Genomic DNA, 18765 nt, shown 5'->3' with positions numbered 1-18765 from the left:
GGACGCCGATTATGTTCTCGCGGCCGTCCTGCGCCCGCGCGCGGCGGTCGAGCCGACGTAGTAGTTGTACGAATCGATGTCGACCACGCAGCGCGCCATCAGCTCGACGAAGGAGCGCAGCTTCTGCCCCATGTAGCGCTGCCGCTGGTAGGCGCAGTAGATGCGCCGCGGCTCCGGCTGCCACTGCGGCAGCACCGGCGCGAGCACGCCCTGCTCCAGCTCGGGCCGCACGAAGAAGGCCGGCAGCAGCGCGATGCCCAGGCCGTCGATGCAGAAGGTCTTCATCACCCAGTGGTCGTTGGTTTCGAAGGCCGGCTCTGGCCTGAAGGCGAAGCTGGCCGTGCCCGAGACCAGCAGCACCTGCGAGCGTCCGGCCGATTCCTTCATCACGATGGACTGGTGCGCCGCCAGCTCGTCGGGCGACGACGGCATGCCGTGCCGCCCGAGGTACTGAGGACTCGCGTACAGCCCGTAGTTCAGCCGCCCCAGCAACCGCGCCACGAGGTTCGGCGCATCGGGCGGCTCGGAGCACACGTAGCAATCGACGTCGGCGATGCGCGGTGCGTGGAAGCCGTTGGCCACGTCGAGCTGGCAGCGCACGTCCGGATGCGCCTCCAGGAACAGCTTGACCACGTGGCAGACGAAGGAGGTGCTGAACTGCGTGTCCGACAGCAGCGAGAGGCTGCCCGACACGCCCGTCGTCAGCGCATGGATCTCGGTGCTGGCCTCTTCGAGCCGGCCCTTCACCTCGTCGAGCAGCCCTTCGCCGCGTGCGAGAAAGGCGTGCCCGGCCTCGGTGAGCGAGATGCGGCGAGGGCTGCGCAGCAGCAGCTGCGCGCCCAGCAGCTCCTCCAGCCGCGTGAGCTGCCGGCTCAGGGTGGCCTTGGAGACGCCGGAGAGGCTCTCCGCCTTCGTCAGGCTGCCGCTGCGGGCGATCAGCACGAAAGCCTCGACCAGGGCGAGATCGATACGGCTCATGCGGTCCAGCGTTGCAGGAATGAAAAGCAGCGTCTCTTCATGTGACTTTCATCGGTGCGGCGGAAACGGTACGGTATCACCGGCGAACAGTTCGCTCCCCACGATCCATCCATGAACACTCCACAAGACACGGCCGCGTGGCACCCCGTCGCGCGCTCGGCCGACCTGCGCCCGGGCGCCAACATCGTCGCCGGCTTCGCCGAAGGCCAGGTACTCGCCCTCTGGCGCGCGGCCGACGGCACCGCCCAGGCCTGGGAGAACCGCTGCCCCCACCGCAGCGTGCGCTTCACGCTCGGGCAGGTCGTCGACAACCGACTGGCCTGCGCGTACCACGGCTGGCAATACCAGGCGGGCAGCGGGCAGTGCACCAGCATTCCGGCGCACCCCGCCATGCAGGCGCCGCGCAACGTCTGCGCGAAGACCTTCGGCACGGCTGAGGCGGCCGGGATGCTGTGGGTGAACCTTTCGCCCGAGGCTCCCCCGGTTCCAGACGAACTGCGCGATGCCGTCCCTGGCGGCTGGCATTTCTGCCGCACGCTGACCGTGCGCGCGCCCGCCGCCACTGCGCGGGCGGCGCTCGTGCAGTACGGCATGGCGGCCTCCTCGCCAGGCTGGCGCGGCCGGCTCGGCGGCGCGGAAACCCTCGCGCTCGTCCTCGACGCCCAGCCCGGCCTCGCCTTCATCCACCTGTGGACCGAGGCGGCGCCCGGCTCGGCCGCCATGAAGGCCCTGCACACAGCAGCCCGCCAGTTGCGCACCGACATCGAAGCCCTGCCCCGCGGCTGAAGAAAGAGAGATCCATGCCCTTCGCCACCGACGATCCCAACATGCTCGACGACTGGCTGGTCGTCGGCCCCGCGCCGGCGCCATCGGCCTCGCGCACCACCCGCCTGCTCGGCGAGACCGTGCAGTTGTCGACCGGCGCCGACGGCACGCCAAGCTGCAGGCTCGGTGACATGCCGCTCACTGTGCAGGGACGCTACGGCTATCTCTGGGTCTGCCCGAGCGGCCGCCCGGCCCGGCCGCTCTTCGACTTTCCCGAACACGACGAACCGGGCCGCCGCCGCGTCGACTGCGGCGGCATCGGCGTGGCGGTGTCAGGCCTGCGCGTGATCGAGAATTTCCTGGACATGGCGCACTTTCCGTTCGTGCATGCCGACTACCTCGGCAAGGTGCCGCACACCGAGGTGGCGCAGTACCAGGTGCAGGTGGAACCGGCCACCGGCGAGATCTGGGCCACCGACTGCCGCTTCTGGCAGCCGCGCGCCTCGGCCGCCCACGATTCTTCGGGCAGCGAGGTCATCTACAAGTACCGCGTGATGCAGCCCTTCTCGGCCATGCTCTACAAGAGCAGCTTCCGCGCGGGGGAGCTCGATGCGATAGGCATCTTCCTGCAGCCCGTCGACGAGGAACACGTGGTCGCCCACACCCTGCTGGCCTGCTACGACGACCACTCCACCGACGCCGAGCTCATCGCCTTCCAGCACACCATCTTCGGGCAGGACAAGCCCATCCTGGAGAACCACGCCTTCAAGCGCATGCCGCTCGAAGGCCGCGCCGAGACGCCCACACGCGGCGACACCTCCTCCGTCACCTACCGGCGATGGCTGCGCGAGCGCGGCATGCGCTTCGGCGTGAGGGCCGCGGCATGACGACGGCGACGCTGAAGCTCTACGACTACCCGCTCTCGGGCAACTGCTTCAAGGTGCGGCAGATGCTGGCCTGGCTTGGCCTGGCGTACCAGACGGTGCCGGTCGATTTCTTTCCAGGCCGCGAGCACAAGTCGGCAGCGTTCGTCGCCGACGTCAATCCGCTGGGCCAGCTGCCGGTGATCGACGACGCCGGCTTCATGCTGCGCGACGCGCAGGCCATCCTGGTCTATCTCGCGAGCCGCTACGACGCAGGAGGCCGCTGGTACCCCGACAAGCCGAGCCTGCGCGGCGAAGTCGCCCAGTGGCTCGCCACCGCCGACGAGATCACCCGCACCGCCTCGGCCGCGCGGCTGCACGACGCCCTGGGCTATCACCACCTCGACATCGATGCCTGCCGCGCGGGCGCGCGCGCCGTCTTCCGCGTGCTGGACGACCACCTCGCCGAACGCGCCACCGAAGGCCTGCGCTGGCTCGCGTCGGCGCCCGATGCGACCATTGCCGACCTCGCCTGCTTTCCCTACGTGGCGCTCGCGGGCGAAGGCGGCATCTCGCTCGACGAGTTTCCCGCGTTGCGAAACTGGGTCTGGGATTTCCGCCACCTGCCCGGGTTCATCGGCATGTCGGGTATCTTCCCTGCTGGACCTGCCTGAGAATCCTCTTCCATCCCCCCGCTTCCGAGATCGAACATCATGAAGACCAAAGCCGCCGTCGCCTGGAAATCCGGCGCCCCGCTCACTATCGAAACAGTGGACCTCGAGGGCCCGAAATTCGGCGAAGTGCTCGTCGAGATCAAGGCCACCGGCATCTGCCACACCGACTACTACACCCTCTCGGGCGCCGACCCCGAGGGCATCTTCCCCGCCATCCTGGGCCATGAGGGCGCAGGCATCGTGGTGGACGTCGGCCCCGGCGTCACCACCCTGAAGAAGGGCGACCACGTCATTCCGCTGTACACGCCCGAATGCCGCCAGTGCAAGTTCTGCCTGAGCCGCAAGACCAACCTGTGCCAGCTCATCCGCGGCACCCAGGGCAAGGGCCTGATGCCCGACGGCACCAGCCGCTTCAGCCTCGACGGCAAGCCCATCGCCCACTACATGGGCACCAGCACCTTCAGCAACTACACCGTCGCGCCCGAGATCTCGCTGGCCAAGATCCGCGAGGACGCACCCTTCGACAAGGTCTGCTACATCGGCTGCGGCGTGACCACCGGCATCGGCGCGGTGATCTTCACCGCCAAGGTGGAAGCCGGCGCCAACGTGGTGGTGTTCGGCCTCGGCGGCATCGGCCTGAACGTGATCCAGGGCGCCAAGATGGTGGGCGCCGACAAGATCATCGGCATCGACCTGAACCCCGCTCGCGAGGAGATGGCGCGCAAGTTCGGCATGACGCACTTCCTGAACCCGAAGGACCACGAGAACATCGTCGACGCGATCGTGCAGCTGACCGACGGCGGCGCGGACTACAGCTTCGAGTGCATCGGCAACACCAAGGTGATGCGCCAGGCGCTGGAGTGCACGCACAAGGGCTGGGGCCGCAGCATCATCATCGGCGTGGCCGAGGCCGGCGCCGAGATCAGCACCCGCCCGTTCCAGCTGGTCACCGGCCGCAAGTGGGAAGGCTCGGCCTTCGGCGGCGCGCGCGGACGCACCGACGTGCCGAAGATCGTCGACTGGTACATGGAAGGAAAGATCGACATCGACAGCCTGATCACGCACACCATGCCGCTGGAGAAGATCAACGACGGCTTCGACCTCATGAAGCGCGGCGAGTCGATCCGCGGCGTGGTGATCTACTAACCCCCAGGCTTCGCGCACTTCGTGTCGCTGCGCCAACCCCCTTGCAGGGGGCAACACCTGCGGCTCGGCGAAGCCGGTTCCGCGGTGTTCCTGGCAAAGGCATCTACTCATTCACTGGAGATGATCTCGTGACGGAAAGAATGGAACCCCTGCGCAGGATCGAGGCGGGCGTCCTCGAAGTGGCCTACTACGAAGCCGGCCCCGCCGACGGTCCGCCTGTGCTGCTGATGCACGGCTTTCCGTACGACATCCACACCTATGCCGAGGTCGCGCCGATGCTGGCCGACGCGGGCTGCCGGGTGATCGTGCCGTACCTGCGCGGCTACGGTCCCACGCGCTTCCTGAGCGAGGCGACACCGCGCTCGGGCGAGCAGGCTGCGCTGGGCGCCGACCTGCTTGCGCTGCTCGACGCGCTGAAGATCGAGCGTGCCGTGCTCGCCGGCTACGACTGGGGCGGCCGTGCGGCCTGCGTGGTCGCGGCGCTGTGGCCCGAGCGCTGCGCGGGGCTGGTGTCCCTCAACAGCTACAACATCCAGAACATCGCCAAGGCGATGGAGCCCGACACGCCCGAGAACGAGCATAGCCTCTGGTACCAGTACTACTTCCACAGCGAGCGCGGGCGCGCCGGCCTGCAGAAGGACCGCAGGGCGTTCACGAAGCTGCTGTGGAAGCTTTGGTCGCCCACCTGGAAGTTCGACGACGCCACCTTCGAGCGCAGCGCCGCCGCCTTCGACCATCCCGACTTCGTGGACGTGGTGATCCAGTCGTACCGGCATCGCTTCGGCCTGGTGCCGGGCGATCCGGCGTACGCCGACATCGAGCGCCGCCTCGCGGCCCAGCCCACGATCACCGCGCCCGCCATCACCTTCGACGGCATCGACGACGGCGTGCGCCCGCCGGCCGATGCCTCCGCCCACGCCCACCGCTTCGGCGGCCCGCGCTCGCACCGGCTCGTGCCGGGCGCCGGCCACAACCTGCCGCAGGAAGCGCCCCGCACCTTCGCCGACGCCGTGCTCGAGCTCGTGCCGGCGCTGCGCGCCAACGACAAGAAACCTCAATGACCGACAACACCCCCAAGCTGCTCTCCGAGCACCGCGCCTTCGGCGGCCTGCAGCGCTTCGTCGAGCACCGTTCGCTCGAGATCGGCCTGCCGATGCGCTTCTCGGTCTACCTGCCGCCGCAGGCCGCGCACGAGCGCGTGCCGGCCCTGCTCTACCTCGCGGGCCTGACCTGCAACGAGGAGACCTTCGCCATCAAGGCCGGCGCGCAGCGCATGGCGGCCAGCCTGGGCATCGCGCTGATCGCACCCGACACCAGCCCGCGCGGCCCGGAAGTGGAAGGCATCCCGGGCGCCAAGGACAACTGGGACTTCGGCATCGGCGCCGGCTTCTATCTCGACGCGCTGGCCGAACCATGGGCCACGCACTGGCGCATGGAAAGCTGGATCGTGCAGGAGCTGCTGCCGCTGGTGGCCCGGCACTTTCCGATCGACGGCGAGCGCATCGGCATCTTCGGCCACTCGATGGGCGGCCACGGGGCGCTGACGCTGGCGCTGCGGCATCCGGGGCGCTTCAGGTCGCTGTCGGCCTTCGCGCCGATCTGCGCGCCCACCCAGTGCCCATGGGGCGAGAAGGCCTTCGCGGGCTACCTGGGCGAGCCCGGCGCCGACCGCGCGCAGTGGCTGGCGCACGATGCCAGCGCGCTCATGAAGTCGCAGGTCACGGCGCCCTACCCGCAGGGCATCCTCATCGACCAGGGGCTGGACGACAAATTCCTGGCCGAGCAGCTGCACCCCGAGATCTTCGAGGCCGCCTGCTTCGCCGCCGGCCAGCCGCTCACGCTGCGCCGCCACGCGGGCTACGACCACGGCTACTACTTCATCCAGAGCTTCATGGCCGACCACATCGCCCACCACGCGCAGACCTTGCGCGCCTGAGCGTTCGCAGGCCGCCTCATCGACCGCGGCGCCACCGCGCCGTATGATGAAACGCATCATGTCCGCCGCCCAGATTCCGGCTTTCCACCTGCGGTCGCGCAAAGGCGGCGCCGAGGAGAACATGGTGCTGGCAGGCATCTGGCGCCGCGCATGGATCGCGGCCAACCGCGACGTCGCGCACGTCGAGCCCATCGCCCACTGGCTGCATCGCGTGCACACCGAGTTCGGCCCGCCCGCCGAAGTGGTGGTGGCCGAGCGCGAAGGCCAGGTGCTGGCCTTCATGGTGCTGCTGGCTCGGCGCGAGTACGTGGCCCAGCTCTTCGTCGAGCCCCACCTGCGCAGCCAGGGCCTGGGCAAGGCGCTGCTCGACGAAGCCTGCGTGCGCATTCCCAACGGCTGGCGGCTGCACGTGGCGGCCACCAACACATCGGCCCAGCGCTTCTACGAACGCTACGGGCTGGAGCGCGGCGCAGCCGACCGCCACCCCACCAGCGGGCGCGAACGCATCGCCTACCATTGGTCGCCCTCGCGCCCGCCATGGCGCATCGGCTGACGACAGGCCTCGGCCCCTCTCTCATTCCTCGCAGCACCATGCGCATCGACCACATCGCACTCTGGACCAACGATCTCGAACGCTGCAAGCGCTTCTACGTCGACTACTTCGGCGCCACCGCCGGCGCCGGCTACGTCAACCCGGCCAAGGGCTTCGCCTCCTGCTTCCTGAGCCTGGGCGACGGCGCGCGCATCGAGGCCATGACCACCAGCACGCTCGCGCCCGTGCCGGCCGAACCCGGCGCCCAGCGCATGGGCTGGACGCACCTCGCGATCAGCGTGGGCTCCGACGCCGCCGTGGACGCGCTCACGCAACGCCTGAAGGCCGACGGCTACCCGCTGCTCGACGGCCCGCGCCGCACCGGCGACGGCTACTACGAGAGCGTGGTGCTCGACCCGGACGGCAACCGCATCGAGATCACCGCATGAGCGCCGCGCCGTGCCGTCCCAGGCAAGCTCGCGCCATGGTGCGAAGCACGGGGGTACTCCGATGAGCGAGTTCGTCCAGAGCCTGCACGAGGTCTTCGAGCGCCTCGGCCGCATCGAGACGAAGCGCATGTTCGGCGGCCACGGCGTCTGGCACGAGGGCCGGATGATCGCGCTGGTCGCCGACGAGACGCTCTACCTCAAGTCCGACGCGGAAAGCGCCGTGCATTTCGACAGGCTGAACCTGCAGCCCTTCACCTACATGCGCCAGGGCAAGGCGATGCCGATGTCCTACCGGCTCGCCCCGGCCGATCTCTTCGAGGATCGCGAGGAGGCTGCGCGCTGGGGCCGGCTGGCCTACGAGGCGGCGCTGCGCTCGGGCCAGCCACCCAAGCCGAAAAAGCCCCGCAAGCCGGCTGCAAGGAAGGCCGCGGCCAAGAAGACAGCAGCGAAGAAAGCCCCCGTGAAGAAAAAGAAACCGACGGCGAAAGCGGCCTCCCGGTGAACGAGCGCCGCACCTATCCCACGCTCCCGCCCCTGCTCGAGCGCGAACAGATCGCGCTGCTCGATCCCTTCGAAAGCCTGGCCACGGCGAACATCGTGGTCGTCTCCACGCTGCAGGAAGCCGAGCGCGCCGCCGCCACGCTGCTGGCGGCCGGCATCGCGGGCTTCGACACCGAATCGAAACCCACCTTCGCGAAGAACGAGGTGTCGGGCGGGCCGCACGTGGTGCAGTTCGCCACGCGCGATGCGGCCTGGCTGTTCCAGCTGCACCGCACCGAGTGCAACCCGGTGGTGGCCGCGCTGATCGCCTCGACCGAACTGCGCAAGGTCGGCTTCGGCCTGTCGGGCGACCTCACGCTGATCCGCAACCGGCTGAACCTCGAGCCGAAGGCCGTGTTCGACATCGACGACGAGTTCCGCCGCCGCGGCTACCGCAGGTCGGTGGGCGTGAAGGCGGCGGTGGCGCTGGTGTTCGGCCGCCGCTTCGTCAAGTCGCGCAAGGCGACCACCTCGAACTGGGCCAACCGGCAGCTCACCGAGGCACAGGTCCGCTATGCGGCGAACGACGCCTGGGCGTCGATCCGCGTGTACGACGCGCTCTTCGGCGGCGGCTGATCCGGAGGGCTCAGTCGCGCCCGGCCTCGATGATCGCCTGCGCCAGCCGCTTGGGGTTCGAGAAGAACATCTCGTGGCTGCCCGGGCACTCCACCAGACGGAACAGGCCCAGCCGCTCCGACAGGCGCGGATGCCACGGCAGGCCGTGCGGCATCGCGGTGTCCTGCTGGCAGTTCAGGTACGACTTGCCCAGCGCCAGCGCCGCCAGCGGCTGGCTCAGGCGGATCTTGTCCGTGAAGGTGCGATACGGATGGGGGTTGAGCTTCTCGTAGGCGGCCTGCGCGGTCGCGAAGTCGGCGTCGTTGATGAAGGCCTCGCGCCAGATCTCGAAGGGCAGCGTCACCGCGTTGCCGTTGCCCGCGGCGACGGCGTCGAACAGCGTCACGTAGTGCGGCGGCACCATGTCGTTGAGCGATTCGCCGTCCAGCGGCACGAAGGCGTTGATGTAGACCAGCCGCTTGAGCCTGTGCGCGATGCGGTCGGCCACGCCCGAGATCACCATGCCGCCGTAGCTGTGGCCCACGAGGCGCACCTGCGTGAGGCCCTTTTCCTCGATGTAGCGCACGGCGGAGGCGATGGCGTCTTCGAGGCCGGTGCTGGAGCGGTCGTCGCCGGGGTTGTTGCCCGCCAGCGTGGGGCAGTACACGGTGTGGCCGGCCGCGCGCACGCCGTCGGCCACGGCTTCGATCTCGGCGCCGGTGTGCCACGCGCCGTGGACCAGGACATAGGTATCGGACATGGGAAGTCTCTTTCGTTGTTTCGATGCAGAGGGACTTTAGGAACGGGGCGATGCCGCGAATGGCCGATGCCTGCCACGCGGGTGGCCGGTTCGCGCCAGTTCAGCGCCGGCGCCGCAGTTCGCCGGGTGTGGCGCCCAGGTGCGCACGGCATTGGCGAACAAAGTGTGAGGCATCGGCCAGTCCCACGCGATACCCGATTTGGGCGATGCCCAGACGGTCGAAACGTGCATCGGCCAGCATGCGGCGCGCGGCCGCCATGCGGAAACCCGCGAGCGCGGCGGCGAAGGTGGTGGGGCCCTCCTCGCTGCCCTCGCCGGCGGCCAGGCAGCGGTGCAGGCTGCGTTCGGAAATGCCCAGCCCGCGCGCCACGCTCGCCGCGGTGAGCCCGCACTCGGCGTGCCGCTCGCGCGTGGCGTCGAGCACGCGGCGGCGCAGCGCCGCCCTGCCCTTGTCCGGTGCATCCGCGCAGCCGCTGCCGGTGGCCAGGGCCAGCAGGCTGCCGAGCTGGTCGCTCAGCAGCTCGGCGGGCATCGGGGGCTTCGCCGCCAGCTCGGGCGTCAGCTGCCGAACGAAGCCGCTCAGCACGCCGCCCCAGCCCGATTGCCCGTCGATGCGCCGCGCCACCTGGTCGCCGGCATCGGGAATCCACGAGTCGACCCAGGCGGTCGGCAGCTCGATGGAGATGGTGTCGGCCGACTGCAGCAGGTGGAATTCGTAGAGCCGGCGCGAATCGACCAGCACCGCGTCGCCCGGGAGCAGCCGCGCCGAGCGGCCGTCCTGCACCGCCACCCAGGCCGAATCGGCCTTGCACAGCAGGTAGAAGTAGTTGCTGCGGCTGTGGGCGATGGCCCGGCGCGTGCGGTAGACGTCCTGCGCGCTGCCGCGCACCTGGTTGACCACGATGGGCCCCAGCGGTGCCGATTCGAGCGTGGCGCCGAAGCTGCCGGCCACGGGGCTGGTCACGTCCATCTCCAGGAAGCCCTCGCAGACGGCGCCCACCCAGTAGTCGAGCCGCTGCGGGGGCGGCACGGCGTCGGTGGACCAGCGGTGGATGGCGTCGTGGCTCATGGGGGCATGAACATAGCCAAGGCGGACCCGCTTGCCAATCGGGTTTAGACCACCTCCGACGCCCCACCGGGCGCCACATCGGCACAATGGCCCTCGAATCAAACCGGTGCGCCGGGCGCCGCCCCGCCCGCACACACACCAAGGAAGGACAACACAGGCCATGAGCAACAAGCAAAGCGACTTCGGACTGATCGGCCTGGCCGTGATGGGCCAGAACCTCGTTCTGAACGTGGAAAGCCGCGGCTTCCAGGTCAGCGTCTACAACCGCACCGAGGCCACCACCGAGGCCTTCATCGCCGCCAACCCAGGCAAGAAGCTGGTCGGCGCGAAGACGCTGGAAGAGTTCGTGCAGAGCCTGGCGAGGCCGCGCAAGATCCAGATCATGGTGAAGGCCGGCGCGCCGGTCGACCAGGTGATCGAGCAGCTCATTCCCCTGCTGGACAAGGACGACATCGTCATCGACGGCGGCAACAGCCTCTACACCGACACCGAGCGCCGCGACGCATACCTCGCGTCGAAGGGCCTGCGCTTCATCGGCGCGGGCGTATCGGGCGGCGAGGAAGGCGCGCGCAAGGGTCCGTCGATCATGCCGGGCGGCCCGCTTTCCACCTGGGAGGTGATGAAGCCGATCTTCGAGAGCATCTCGGCCAAGGTGGACGGCGAGCCCTGCGTGATCCACATCGGCCCCGGCGGCGCGGGCCACTACGTGAAGATGGTGCACAACGGCATCGAATACGGCGACATGCAGCTCATCTGCGAGGCCTACAGCCTGTTCAAGGCGGCCGGCTTCACCACCGACGAGATGGCCGCCATCTTCAACGAATGGAACGAGGGCGAGCTGCAGAGCTACCTGATCCAGATCACCGCCAAGGCGCTCGAGCAGAAAGACCCGGAGACGGGCAAGCCGATCGTCGACGTCATCCTCGACAAGGCCGGCCAGAAGGGCACGGGCCAGTGGACGCTGATCAACGCGGCCGAGAACGCGGTGGTCATCAGCACCATCAACGTCGCCGTGGAAGCGCGCGTGCTCTCGTCGCAGAAGAAGGCGCGCGTGGCGGCCAGCAAGCAGCTGCAGGGGCCCAAGATCGAACTGTCGGTCGAGAAGAAGGCGCTGGTGGCCAAGGTGCACGACGCGCTCTACGCCTCGAAGGTCATCAGCTACACGCAGGGCTTCGACCTCATCAAGACCATGGGCGACAAGAAGAACTGGGGCCTCGACCTGGGCGGCATCGCCTCGATCTGGCGCGGCGGCTGCATCATCCGCGCGCGCTTCCTCAACCGCATCACCGACGCCTTCCGCACCGACCCGGCGCTGGCCAACCTGATGCTGGACCCGTTCTTCAAGGACCTGCTCAACCGCACCCAGCAGAACTGGCGCGAGGTGGTGGCGCTGGCCGTGAGCAACGGCATCCCGGTGCCGGCCTTCAGCGCCTCGCTGGCCTACTACGACAGCTACCGCACCGAGCGCCTGCCGGCGAACCTGCTGCAGGCGCAGCGCGACTTCTTCGGCGCCCACACCTACGAACGCGTGGACAAGCCCGAAGGCCAGTTCTTCCACACCGACTGGCCCGAAGTGATCGGTTGAACCCCGTGTGATGCCATGCCGGCCCTCGACTATCCAAGCCACCTGGTCGAGGACTGGCAACTGCCCGACGGCACGCCGGTGCGCATCCGCCCGATCCGAGCCGAGGATCTGGCGATGCACACCGCCTTCGTGAACGGCCTCTCGAAGGAAACCGGCTACCGGCGCCTGCTCTCGCCGCGAACGCCGCAGCCCGACGAGCTGTGGCGCATGACGCACATCGACTACGACCGGGAACTGGCGCTGATCGCGACGACCGTGGTCGACGGCGCCGAACGGCAGATGGGCGTGGCGCGCTACGTTCGCGGCGACACGCCCGGCATGGCGCAGGTCGCCGAATTCGCCATCGTCATCGGCGACGCATGGCAGCACCATGGACTGGCGTCCAAGCTCATGCGCAAGCTGATCGACGCCGCCAGGGCGGCCGGCGTGAGGCAGCTCGCCGACATCACCCTCTACGACAACACCGCCATGCTGGCGCTGGCGCGCAAGCTGGGCTTCAGCGTGCAGCGCGATCCGGGCAACCCCAACGTGACGCGGCTGCGGCTCGCCCTGGCCCCGGCCGCCTGAGCTTCGGCCGGCCGGCGGCCGAACCGCTGCGCCCTTCTTCCTTCACCCGGCGCGCCGGCCCGTGGCCTCCCGCCGCCGGCACGCACGCAGTCTTTTGGTAAAGCACCACACCTCGTTCGAAGGCGCCTGCAAACCTAAATCTACTTCCTTATGATGCAAAACCTTTTTCCGCCGGAAGCAGAGAGCCTTCGCCATGGTCCAGCTCGCATTGCGTCGTCCGTACACATTCATCGTCATGGCGATGCTGATCGTGCTGGCCACGCCCTTCGTGCTGGCGCGAATGGCGACCGACATCTTCCCGGAGATCAACATCCCAGTGGTCAGCATCATCTGGAACTACACCGGCCTGCCGGCACAGGAGATGGGCCAGCGCATCTCGGGCCAGGTGGAGCGCGGGCTGACCACCACGGTGAGCGACATCGAGCACATCGAATCGCAGTCGCTGGCGGGCGTGGCCATCATCAAGGTGTTCTTCCAGCCCACGGCCAACATCGAGATGGCCATCTCGCAGGTGGTGGCCTCGATGCAGGCGCAGGTGCGGCAGCTGCCGCCGGGCATCACGCCGCCGCTGGTCATCAAGTACTCGGCCTCCAGCGTGCCGGTGATCCAGCTGGCGCTGTCGAGCCCCACGCGCTCGGAGAACTCCCTCTTCGACGCCACCGTCAACCAGCTGCGCCCGCAGCTCATCACGGTGCCGGGCGCTGCCATTCCCTTTCCCTACGGCGGCAAGAACCGGCTGATCTCGGTCGACCTCGACACCCAGGCGCTGCAGGCGCGCGGCCTATCGCCGGCCGACGTGGTGAACGCGGTGAACACGCAGAACCTGATCCTTCCCTCGGGCACGGCCAAGTTCGGCGCCACCGAATACAACGTGAAGATGAACGGCTCGCCCGATGCCATCGCGGGCCTGAACGACCTGCCGATCCGCACGGTGAACGGCGCCACCACCTACCTGCGCGACGTGGCCTACGTGCGCGACGGCTTCTCCCCGCAGACCAACGTGGTGCGCCAGGACGGCGTGCGCGGCGTGCTGCTGTCGGTGCTGAAGAACGGCGGCGCCTCCACGCTGGACATCGTCTCGAACATCCGCGCGATGCTGCCCATCGCCGCCCAGACGATGCCGGAAGACATCAAGATCACGCCGCTGTTCGACCAGTCGGTGTTCGTGAAGGCTGCCGTCAAGGGCGTGGTGTTCGAGGCCATCCTGGCGGCCGCCCTCACGGCCGCGATGGTGCTGATCTTCCTGGGCAACTGGCGCAGCACGCTCATCATCGGGCTGACCATTCCGCTGTCGATCCTGGCGTCCATCCTGGTGCTTTACGCGCTGGGAGAGACGCTCAACCTCATGACGCTGGGCGGCCTGGCGCTGTCGGTGGGCATCCTGGTCGACCAGGCGATCGTGACGATCGAGAACATCGAGCGGCACCTGCACATGGGCACGCCGCTGAAGGAGGCCATCGAGATCGGCGCGGGCGAGATCGGCTCGGCGGCGTTCGTATCCACGCTGTGCATCTGCATCGTGTTCGTGCCGATGTTCTTCCTCTCGGGCGTGGCGCGCTTCCTTTTCGTGCCGCTGGCCGAGGCGGTGGTGTTCGCCATGATCGCGTCCTACCTGCTGTCGCGCACGCTGGTGCCGACGCTGGTGATGCTGCTGATGGGCGGTTCGCATTCGGCGCAGCCGGCTCAACAGGTAGAGGGCGCGAAGCAGAGCGCCCTGCAGCGCCTGTACCGCGCCTTCGATCGCCGCTTCGAGCGCGTGCGCCGCGCCTACACGCTGGTGCTGTCGGCGGTGCTGTCGAAGCGCGCCGGCTTCATCGGCCTCTTCCTCGGCTTCTGCCTGCTGTCGTGCCTGCTCTACCCCGCGCTGGGCCGTGACTTCTTCCCGACGGTGGATGCCGGCCAGATCCGCCTGCACCTGCGCGCGCCCACCGGCACGCGCATCGAGGAAACCGCCCGCCTCACCGACCGGGTGGAGGCCGCCATCCGCGAGCTGGTGCCGCCCGACCAGCTGGAGACCATCCTCGACAACCTGGGCGTGCCCAACAGCGGCATCAACCTGTCTTACAGCAACGCCGGCACCATCGGCACCTTCGACGGCGAGCTGCTGCTGTCGCTGAAGGAGGGCCACAAGCCCACCGAACAGTTCGTGTCGCTGCTGCGGGCCGAGCTGCCCAAGCGCTTTCCGGGCACGGAATTCTTCTTCCAGCCCGCGGACATCGTCACGCAGATCCTGAACTTCGGCCTGCCGGCGGCCATCGACGTGCAGTTCAGCGGCAACGACATGGCTGGCAACGCGGCGCGCGCGGCCGAGCTGACCAAGGCGATCCGCCAGATTCCCGGCGCGGTCGACGCCCACGTACACCAGCGCCTGGACGGCCCCGCGCTGAGCCTGCAGATGGACCGCACGCGGTTGCAGCAGTACGGCCTGACCGCCTCCAACGTGGGGCAGAACGTGCTCATCGCGCTGTCGGGCAGCTCGCAGACGGCGCCAGCCTTCTGGCTGAACCCGGCCAACGGCGTGGTCTACAGCATCGCGGTGCAGTCGCCGCAGTACGTTGTCGACTCGCTGGATTCGCTGCTCAACATCCCGGTGGGCGCCAGCGGCACGCCGGCGGCGGCAGGCGGAGGCTCGCAGCAGCTGCTGGGCAACCTGGTCGACGCGCAGGCCGCGCGCCAGCCGGCCGTGATGTCGCGCTACAACATCGCGCCGGTGATCGACGTCTACGTGAGCGTGCAGGGCACCGACCTCGCCAGCGTGGCCTCGAAGGTGCAGAAGCTGGTCGACGAGATGCGGCCCACGCTGCCGCGCGGCAGCCGCGTCGACATCCGCGGGCAGGTGCAGACGATGCAGTCGTCGTTCATCGGCCTGGGCGTGGGGCTGGCGATGGCGATCGTGCTGGTCTACCTGCTGATCGTGGTCACCTTCCAGTCGTGGCTGGACGCGGCCATCATCATCACCGCCCTGCCTGCGGCGCTCGCGGGCATCGCATGGATGCTGTTCATCACCGGCACCACGCTGAGCGTGCCGGCGCTCACGGGCGCGATCATGACGATGGGCGTTGCCACGGCCAACTCCATCCTGCTGGTGTCCTTCGCGCGCGAGCGGCTGGCCGCGGGCATTCCGCCGCTGTCGGCCGCACTGGAAGCCGGCGCCACCCGCATCCGGCCGGTGCTGATGACGGCGCTGGCGATGATCATCGGCATGATCCCGATGGCGCTGGGCCTGGGCGAAGGCGCCGAGCAGAACGCGCCGCTGGGCCGCGCGGTGATCGGCGGCCTGGTCTTCGCCACGGTGTCGACATTGTTTTTCGTGCCTGCCGTGTTCGCGGGCGTGCACAGTCGGCTTGCGCACCGCCGTGCGGCGCGCGAGGCGCAGCATCAACCCCTCGCAGGCCCCGCGCCTCAGGAGAACTGAAACCTGATGACCCCCACGCTCATTCACTTCGTGTATTCGCTGCCCCCCGAGGGGGCCGCAGCTCGCCTTGGGAGCGGCCCGGCGCCGATGATGGCCCCCACGCTCATTCACTTCGTGTATTCGCTGCCCCCCCGGGGGGCCGCAGCTCGCCTTGGGAGCGGCCCGGCGCCGAGCTGGCCATGACGGAGCAACGCCATTCGGCATTGGCCATCCACCCCATCGCCGCCGAGGAAGGCGACGGCGAGCAGTTGCTGCGCCGCCGGCAGATCGTGCGGCGCACGCGCTGGCTGGTGCTGATCGTCCTGGTGCTGCTGGCGCTGGGCGCGGCGCGCACGGTGTTCGTGCGCATCGCCAACGCCCGCGCGCTGGAAGCCGGCACCGCCGAGCGCGCGAAGCAGTACGTGCAGACCGCCCTGCCCCGCGTGCCCACGGCGGGCCAGACGCTGTCGCTGCCGGGCACGCTGCAGGGCTTCGTGCAGTCGCCCATCTCGGCGCGCGCCAGCGGCTACCTCAAGCGCTGGACCAGGGACATCGGCAGCCGCGTCGAGAAGGGCGAGCTGCTCGCCGAGATCGAGACGCCCGAGATCGACCAGCAGCTCTCGCAGGCCGTGGCCGCGCGCGCGCAGGCCGCCTCGGGGCTGGAGCTGGCGCGCAGCACCGCCGAGCGCTGGGAGGCGCTGCGCAAGAAGGACGTGGTTTCGCAGCAGGACCTGGACGAGCGCCGCAGCGCCGTCGCGCAGGCCACCTCCAACGTGGCCGCGGCCGATGCCAACGTGCAGCGGCTCAGGCAGACCGAGGGCTTCAAGCGCGTGGTGGCGCCGTTCGCGGGCGTGATCACGCGGCGCAACGTCGACGTGGGCGACCTGATCGACGCCGGCGCGGGCGGCGGCGCCGGGCGTGCGCTCTTCATGCTGGCGCAGACCGATCCGCTGCGCGTGTACATCAATGTGCCGCAGGCCTACGCGCAGCTGGTGAAGGCCGGCCAGCCGGTGGTGGTGACGCAGGCCGAGCTGCGCGGCCAGACCTTCAAGGGCGAGGTGGCGCGCACCTCGGGCGCCATCGACACGACCACGCGGATGATGCAGGTCGAAGTCTCGCTGCCCAACAAGGACGGCGCGCTGCTGCCCGGCGCCTACGTGCAGGTGTCGCTGCCGCTGGCCGCGAGCCGCACGCTCACCGTGCCGGCGAACGCGCTGCTGTTCCGCGCCGAGGGCACGCGCATCGCGGTGGTCGATGCGCAAGGCCGTGTCGCCCTGCGCGCGGTGACCCTGGGGCGCAACTACGGCGAGAACGTGGAAGTGATCGACGGGCTCGAGGCCACCGACCGCATGGTGCTCAACCCCTCCGACTCGCTGGCCGATGGCGACATCGTGGCGGTCGCGCCTGACCAGCCACCTGCCAAGGCGGCGCCTGCCGGGGCGAAGAAGGAGCCGGCGTGACGCTGGCGCGACTGCCCTGCGCGGCCGCCTGCGCCGCACTGCTCATGCTCGCAGCCGGCTGCGCCGTCGGCCCCGACTACAGGAAGCCCGACGCCCCCCTGCCCGTGAGCTGGAAGCTCGAGGAGCCCTGGCGCCTGAGCACGCCCAGCGACAGCGCCGACAAGGGCCCGTGGTGGAAGCGCTTCGACGACGCCACGCTCGACACCCTGCAGGCGCAGGCCATGGCCGGCAGCCCCACGCTGGCCATCGCCAACGCGCGGCTGGCGCAGGCGCGCGCCACGCTGGCGGCCACGTCGGCGAGCCGCTATCCGCAGCTGGGCCTGGGCGCGCGCGCCTCGCGCCTGAAGATCTCGGCCAACCGTCCGCTCACCAACTACGCCACCGCCAATTCATCGACGGTGCAGAACGACTTCGCCCTCTCGCTGAACGCGAGCTACGAGATCGACCTCGCGGGCCGCGTGCAGCGTACCGTCGAGGGTGCGGCCGCCTCCGCCGAGCAATCGGCCGCCGATCTCGCCAACAGCCGGCTGCTGCTGAGCGCCGAACTCGCCAGCAACTACTTCAACCTGCGCTCCACCGACATCGAGCTCGACGTGCTCTCGCGCTCCATCGGCCTGCAGCGCCGCGCGCTGGAGCTGGTCACGGCGCGTCACGACCTGGGCGCGGTGTCGGGCCTCGACGTCGCGCAGCAGCAGGCGCTGCTCGAAACCACGCTCACGCAGGTCGACGTGCTGAAGAAGCAGCGCGCGCAGTACGAACACGCGCTGGCCACGCTCACGGGCACGCCGGCACCCAGCTTCTCGCTGCCGGTGGACCTGCGCGAGATCAGGCCGCCCGCGGTGCCGCTGGGCGTGCCTTCGGAAATTCTCCAGCGCCGCCCCGACGTGGCCTCGGCCGAACGCGCCATGGCCGCGGCCAACGCGCAGATCGGCGTGGCGACGGCCGCCTTCTACCCGAGCTTCGTCATCTCGCCCACGGTGGGCGTGGACAGCCGCATGATCGAGACGCTCTTCAACGGCCCCAGCCTGCTGTGGTCGGTGGGCGTGTCGGCCACGCAGGTGCTGTTCGACGGCGGGCGCATCCGCGCGAACGTCGACTTCGCCAAGGCCGGCTACGACGCCACCGTCGGCAACTACCGCCGCACCGTGCTGACGGCGATGCAAGAAGTGGAAGACGGCATCACAGGCCTCTCGGCGCTCGACAGCGCCACCACGCAGGCCCAGTCGGCGGTGGCGGCGGCGCGGCGCGTGCTCGACATGGCGACGAGCCGCTACGAAGGCGGCGCATCGACGTATCTCGACGTGATCACCGCGCAGCAGTCGCTGCTGACGGTGGAGCGGCAGGCCGCGCAGCTGCAGGGGCAGCGGCTGCTGACGTCGGTGTTCCTGGTGAAGGCGCTGGGCGGCGACTGGTGCGGCGCCGACGTGGCCGGTGCGCCCGCGAACTGCCCTGCGCCCGCGGCCGACCGTACCGCCAAGGCCGACTGACCGCC

Annotated in this window: 18 protein-coding genes; 15 read left to right on the top strand and 3 right to left on the bottom strand. The window is 69.3% G+C overall.

Features of this window, described 5'->3' with window-relative positions; all coding sequences use genetic code 11:
• Positions 1-9: 9 nt before the first annotated feature.
• Positions 10-978, bottom strand: coding sequence for a LysR family transcriptional regulator (locus FHY06_RS29275; RefSeq protein ID WP_184607195.1), 969 nt, complete (start codon positions 976-978; stop codon positions 10-12).
• A 111-nt stretch (positions 979-1089) separates the two neighbouring features.
• Between FHY06_RS29275 and FHY06_RS29270 the strand changes: the two genes are divergently transcribed.
• From FHY06_RS29270 to FHY06_RS29225, 10 genes are all read left to right on the top strand, one after another.
• Positions 1090-1764, top strand: coding sequence for a Rieske 2Fe-2S domain-containing protein (locus FHY06_RS29270; protein WP_184607194.1), 675 nt, complete (start codon positions 1090-1092; stop codon positions 1762-1764).
• A 14-nt stretch (positions 1765-1778) separates the two neighbouring features.
• A complete protein-coding gene (locus FHY06_RS29265) occupies positions 1779-2630 on the top strand; it encodes an aromatic ring-hydroxylating oxygenase subunit alpha (protein WP_184607193.1) in 852 nt (283 codons plus the stop codon).
• Positions 2627-3280, top strand: a complete 654-nt coding sequence (locus FHY06_RS29260) for a glutathione S-transferase family protein (protein ID WP_184607192.1) — start codon at positions 2627-2629, stop codon at positions 3278-3280. The genes FHY06_RS29265 and FHY06_RS29260 overlap by 4 nt, the downstream gene beginning before the upstream one ends.
• Positions 3281-3319: 39 nt before the next feature.
• Positions 3320-4426, top strand: coding sequence for an S-(hydroxymethyl)glutathione dehydrogenase/class III alcohol dehydrogenase (locus FHY06_RS29255; RefSeq protein ID WP_019655804.1), 1107 nt, complete (start codon positions 3320-3322; stop codon positions 4424-4426).
• 140 nt (positions 4427-4566) lie between these two features.
• Positions 4567-5487, top strand: coding sequence for an alpha/beta fold hydrolase (locus tag FHY06_RS29250; protein WP_132751825.1), 921 nt, complete (start codon positions 4567-4569; stop codon positions 5485-5487).
• The gene (fghA, locus tag FHY06_RS29245) at positions 5484-6362 is read left to right on the top strand and encodes an S-formylglutathione hydrolase (RefSeq protein ID WP_184607191.1); all 879 of its coding nucleotides are present in this window, start codon (positions 5484-5486) and stop codon (positions 6360-6362) included. The genes FHY06_RS29250 and fghA overlap by 4 nt, the downstream gene beginning before the upstream one ends.
• A gap of 58 nt (positions 6363-6420) precedes the next feature.
• A complete protein-coding gene (locus FHY06_RS29240; protein WP_260310758.1) occupies positions 6421-6915 on the top strand; it encodes a GNAT family N-acetyltransferase in 495 nt (164 codons plus the stop codon).
• Positions 6916-6953: 38 nt separating this feature from the next.
• Positions 6954-7343, top strand: a complete 390-nt coding sequence (locus FHY06_RS29235; RefSeq protein ID WP_126185031.1) for a VOC family protein — start codon at positions 6954-6956, stop codon at positions 7341-7343.
• Between the two features lie 61 nt (positions 7344-7404).
• The gene (locus FHY06_RS29230; protein ID WP_019655799.1) at positions 7405-7845 is read left to right on the top strand and encodes a TfoX/Sxy family protein; all 441 of its coding nucleotides are present in this window, start codon (positions 7405-7407) and stop codon (positions 7843-7845) included.
• Positions 7842-8459 carry a 3'-5' exonuclease gene (locus FHY06_RS29225; RefSeq protein WP_184607189.1) on the top strand — a complete coding sequence of 206 codons (618 nt, stop codon included), beginning with the start codon at positions 7842-7844 and terminating at the stop codon, positions 8457-8459. Before FHY06_RS29230 ends, FHY06_RS29225 begins: the two co-directional genes overlap by 4 nt.
• Before the next feature lie 10 nt (positions 8460-8469).
• On the opposite strand, the gene FHY06_RS29220 is transcribed toward FHY06_RS29225, so the two are convergent.
• Entirely contained in the window at positions 8470-9198 is a 729-nt protein-coding gene (locus tag FHY06_RS29220) for an alpha/beta fold hydrolase (protein WP_184607188.1), read from the bottom strand.
• Positions 9199-9298: 100 nt separating this feature from the next.
• Positions 9299-10267 carry an AraC-like ligand-binding domain-containing protein gene (locus tag FHY06_RS29215; protein WP_019655796.1) on the bottom strand — a complete coding sequence of 323 codons (969 nt, stop codon included), beginning with the start codon at positions 10265-10267 and terminating at the stop codon, positions 9299-9301.
• 160 nt (positions 10268-10427) lie between these two features.
• On the opposite strand from FHY06_RS29215, the gene gnd reads away from it, so the two are divergent.
• From gnd to FHY06_RS29190, 5 genes are all read left to right on the top strand, one after another.
• The gene (gene gnd, locus FHY06_RS29210) at positions 10428-11852 is read left to right on the top strand and encodes a decarboxylating NADP(+)-dependent phosphogluconate dehydrogenase (protein WP_184607187.1); all 1425 of its coding nucleotides are present in this window, start codon (positions 10428-10430) and stop codon (positions 11850-11852) included.
• A gap of 15 nt (positions 11853-11867) precedes the next feature.
• Positions 11868-12419 carry a GNAT family N-acetyltransferase gene (locus FHY06_RS29205; protein WP_184607186.1) on the top strand — a complete coding sequence of 184 codons (552 nt, stop codon included), beginning with the start codon at positions 11868-11870 and terminating at the stop codon, positions 12417-12419.
• Between the two features lie 193 nt (positions 12420-12612).
• Complete coding sequence (locus FHY06_RS29200) at positions 12613-15834, top strand: efflux RND transporter permease subunit (RefSeq protein ID WP_184607185.1); 3222 nt, start codon at positions 12613-12615, stop codon at positions 15832-15834.
• A gap of 179 nt (positions 15835-16013) precedes the next feature.
• Positions 16014-17273 (top strand): efflux RND transporter periplasmic adaptor subunit, encoded by a 1260-nt coding sequence (locus tag FHY06_RS29195; protein WP_184607184.1) that lies wholly within the window; start codon positions 16014-16016, stop codon positions 17271-17273.
• Positions 17274-17317: 44 nt separating this feature from the next.
• Entirely contained in the window at positions 17318-18760 is a 1443-nt protein-coding gene (locus FHY06_RS29190) for an efflux transporter outer membrane subunit (protein WP_221404442.1), read from the top strand.
• The last annotated feature ends 5 nt before the right edge of the window (positions 18761-18765 follow it).

The organism is Variovorax atrisoli, from assembly GCF_014195185.1.
Taxonomy (GTDB): Bacteria; Pseudomonadota; Gammaproteobacteria; order Burkholderiales; family Burkholderiaceae_C; genus Variovorax; species Variovorax atrisoli.
Note: the sequence above shows the minus strand (reverse complement) of the source record. Positions and strands in the feature narration are given on the sequence as shown.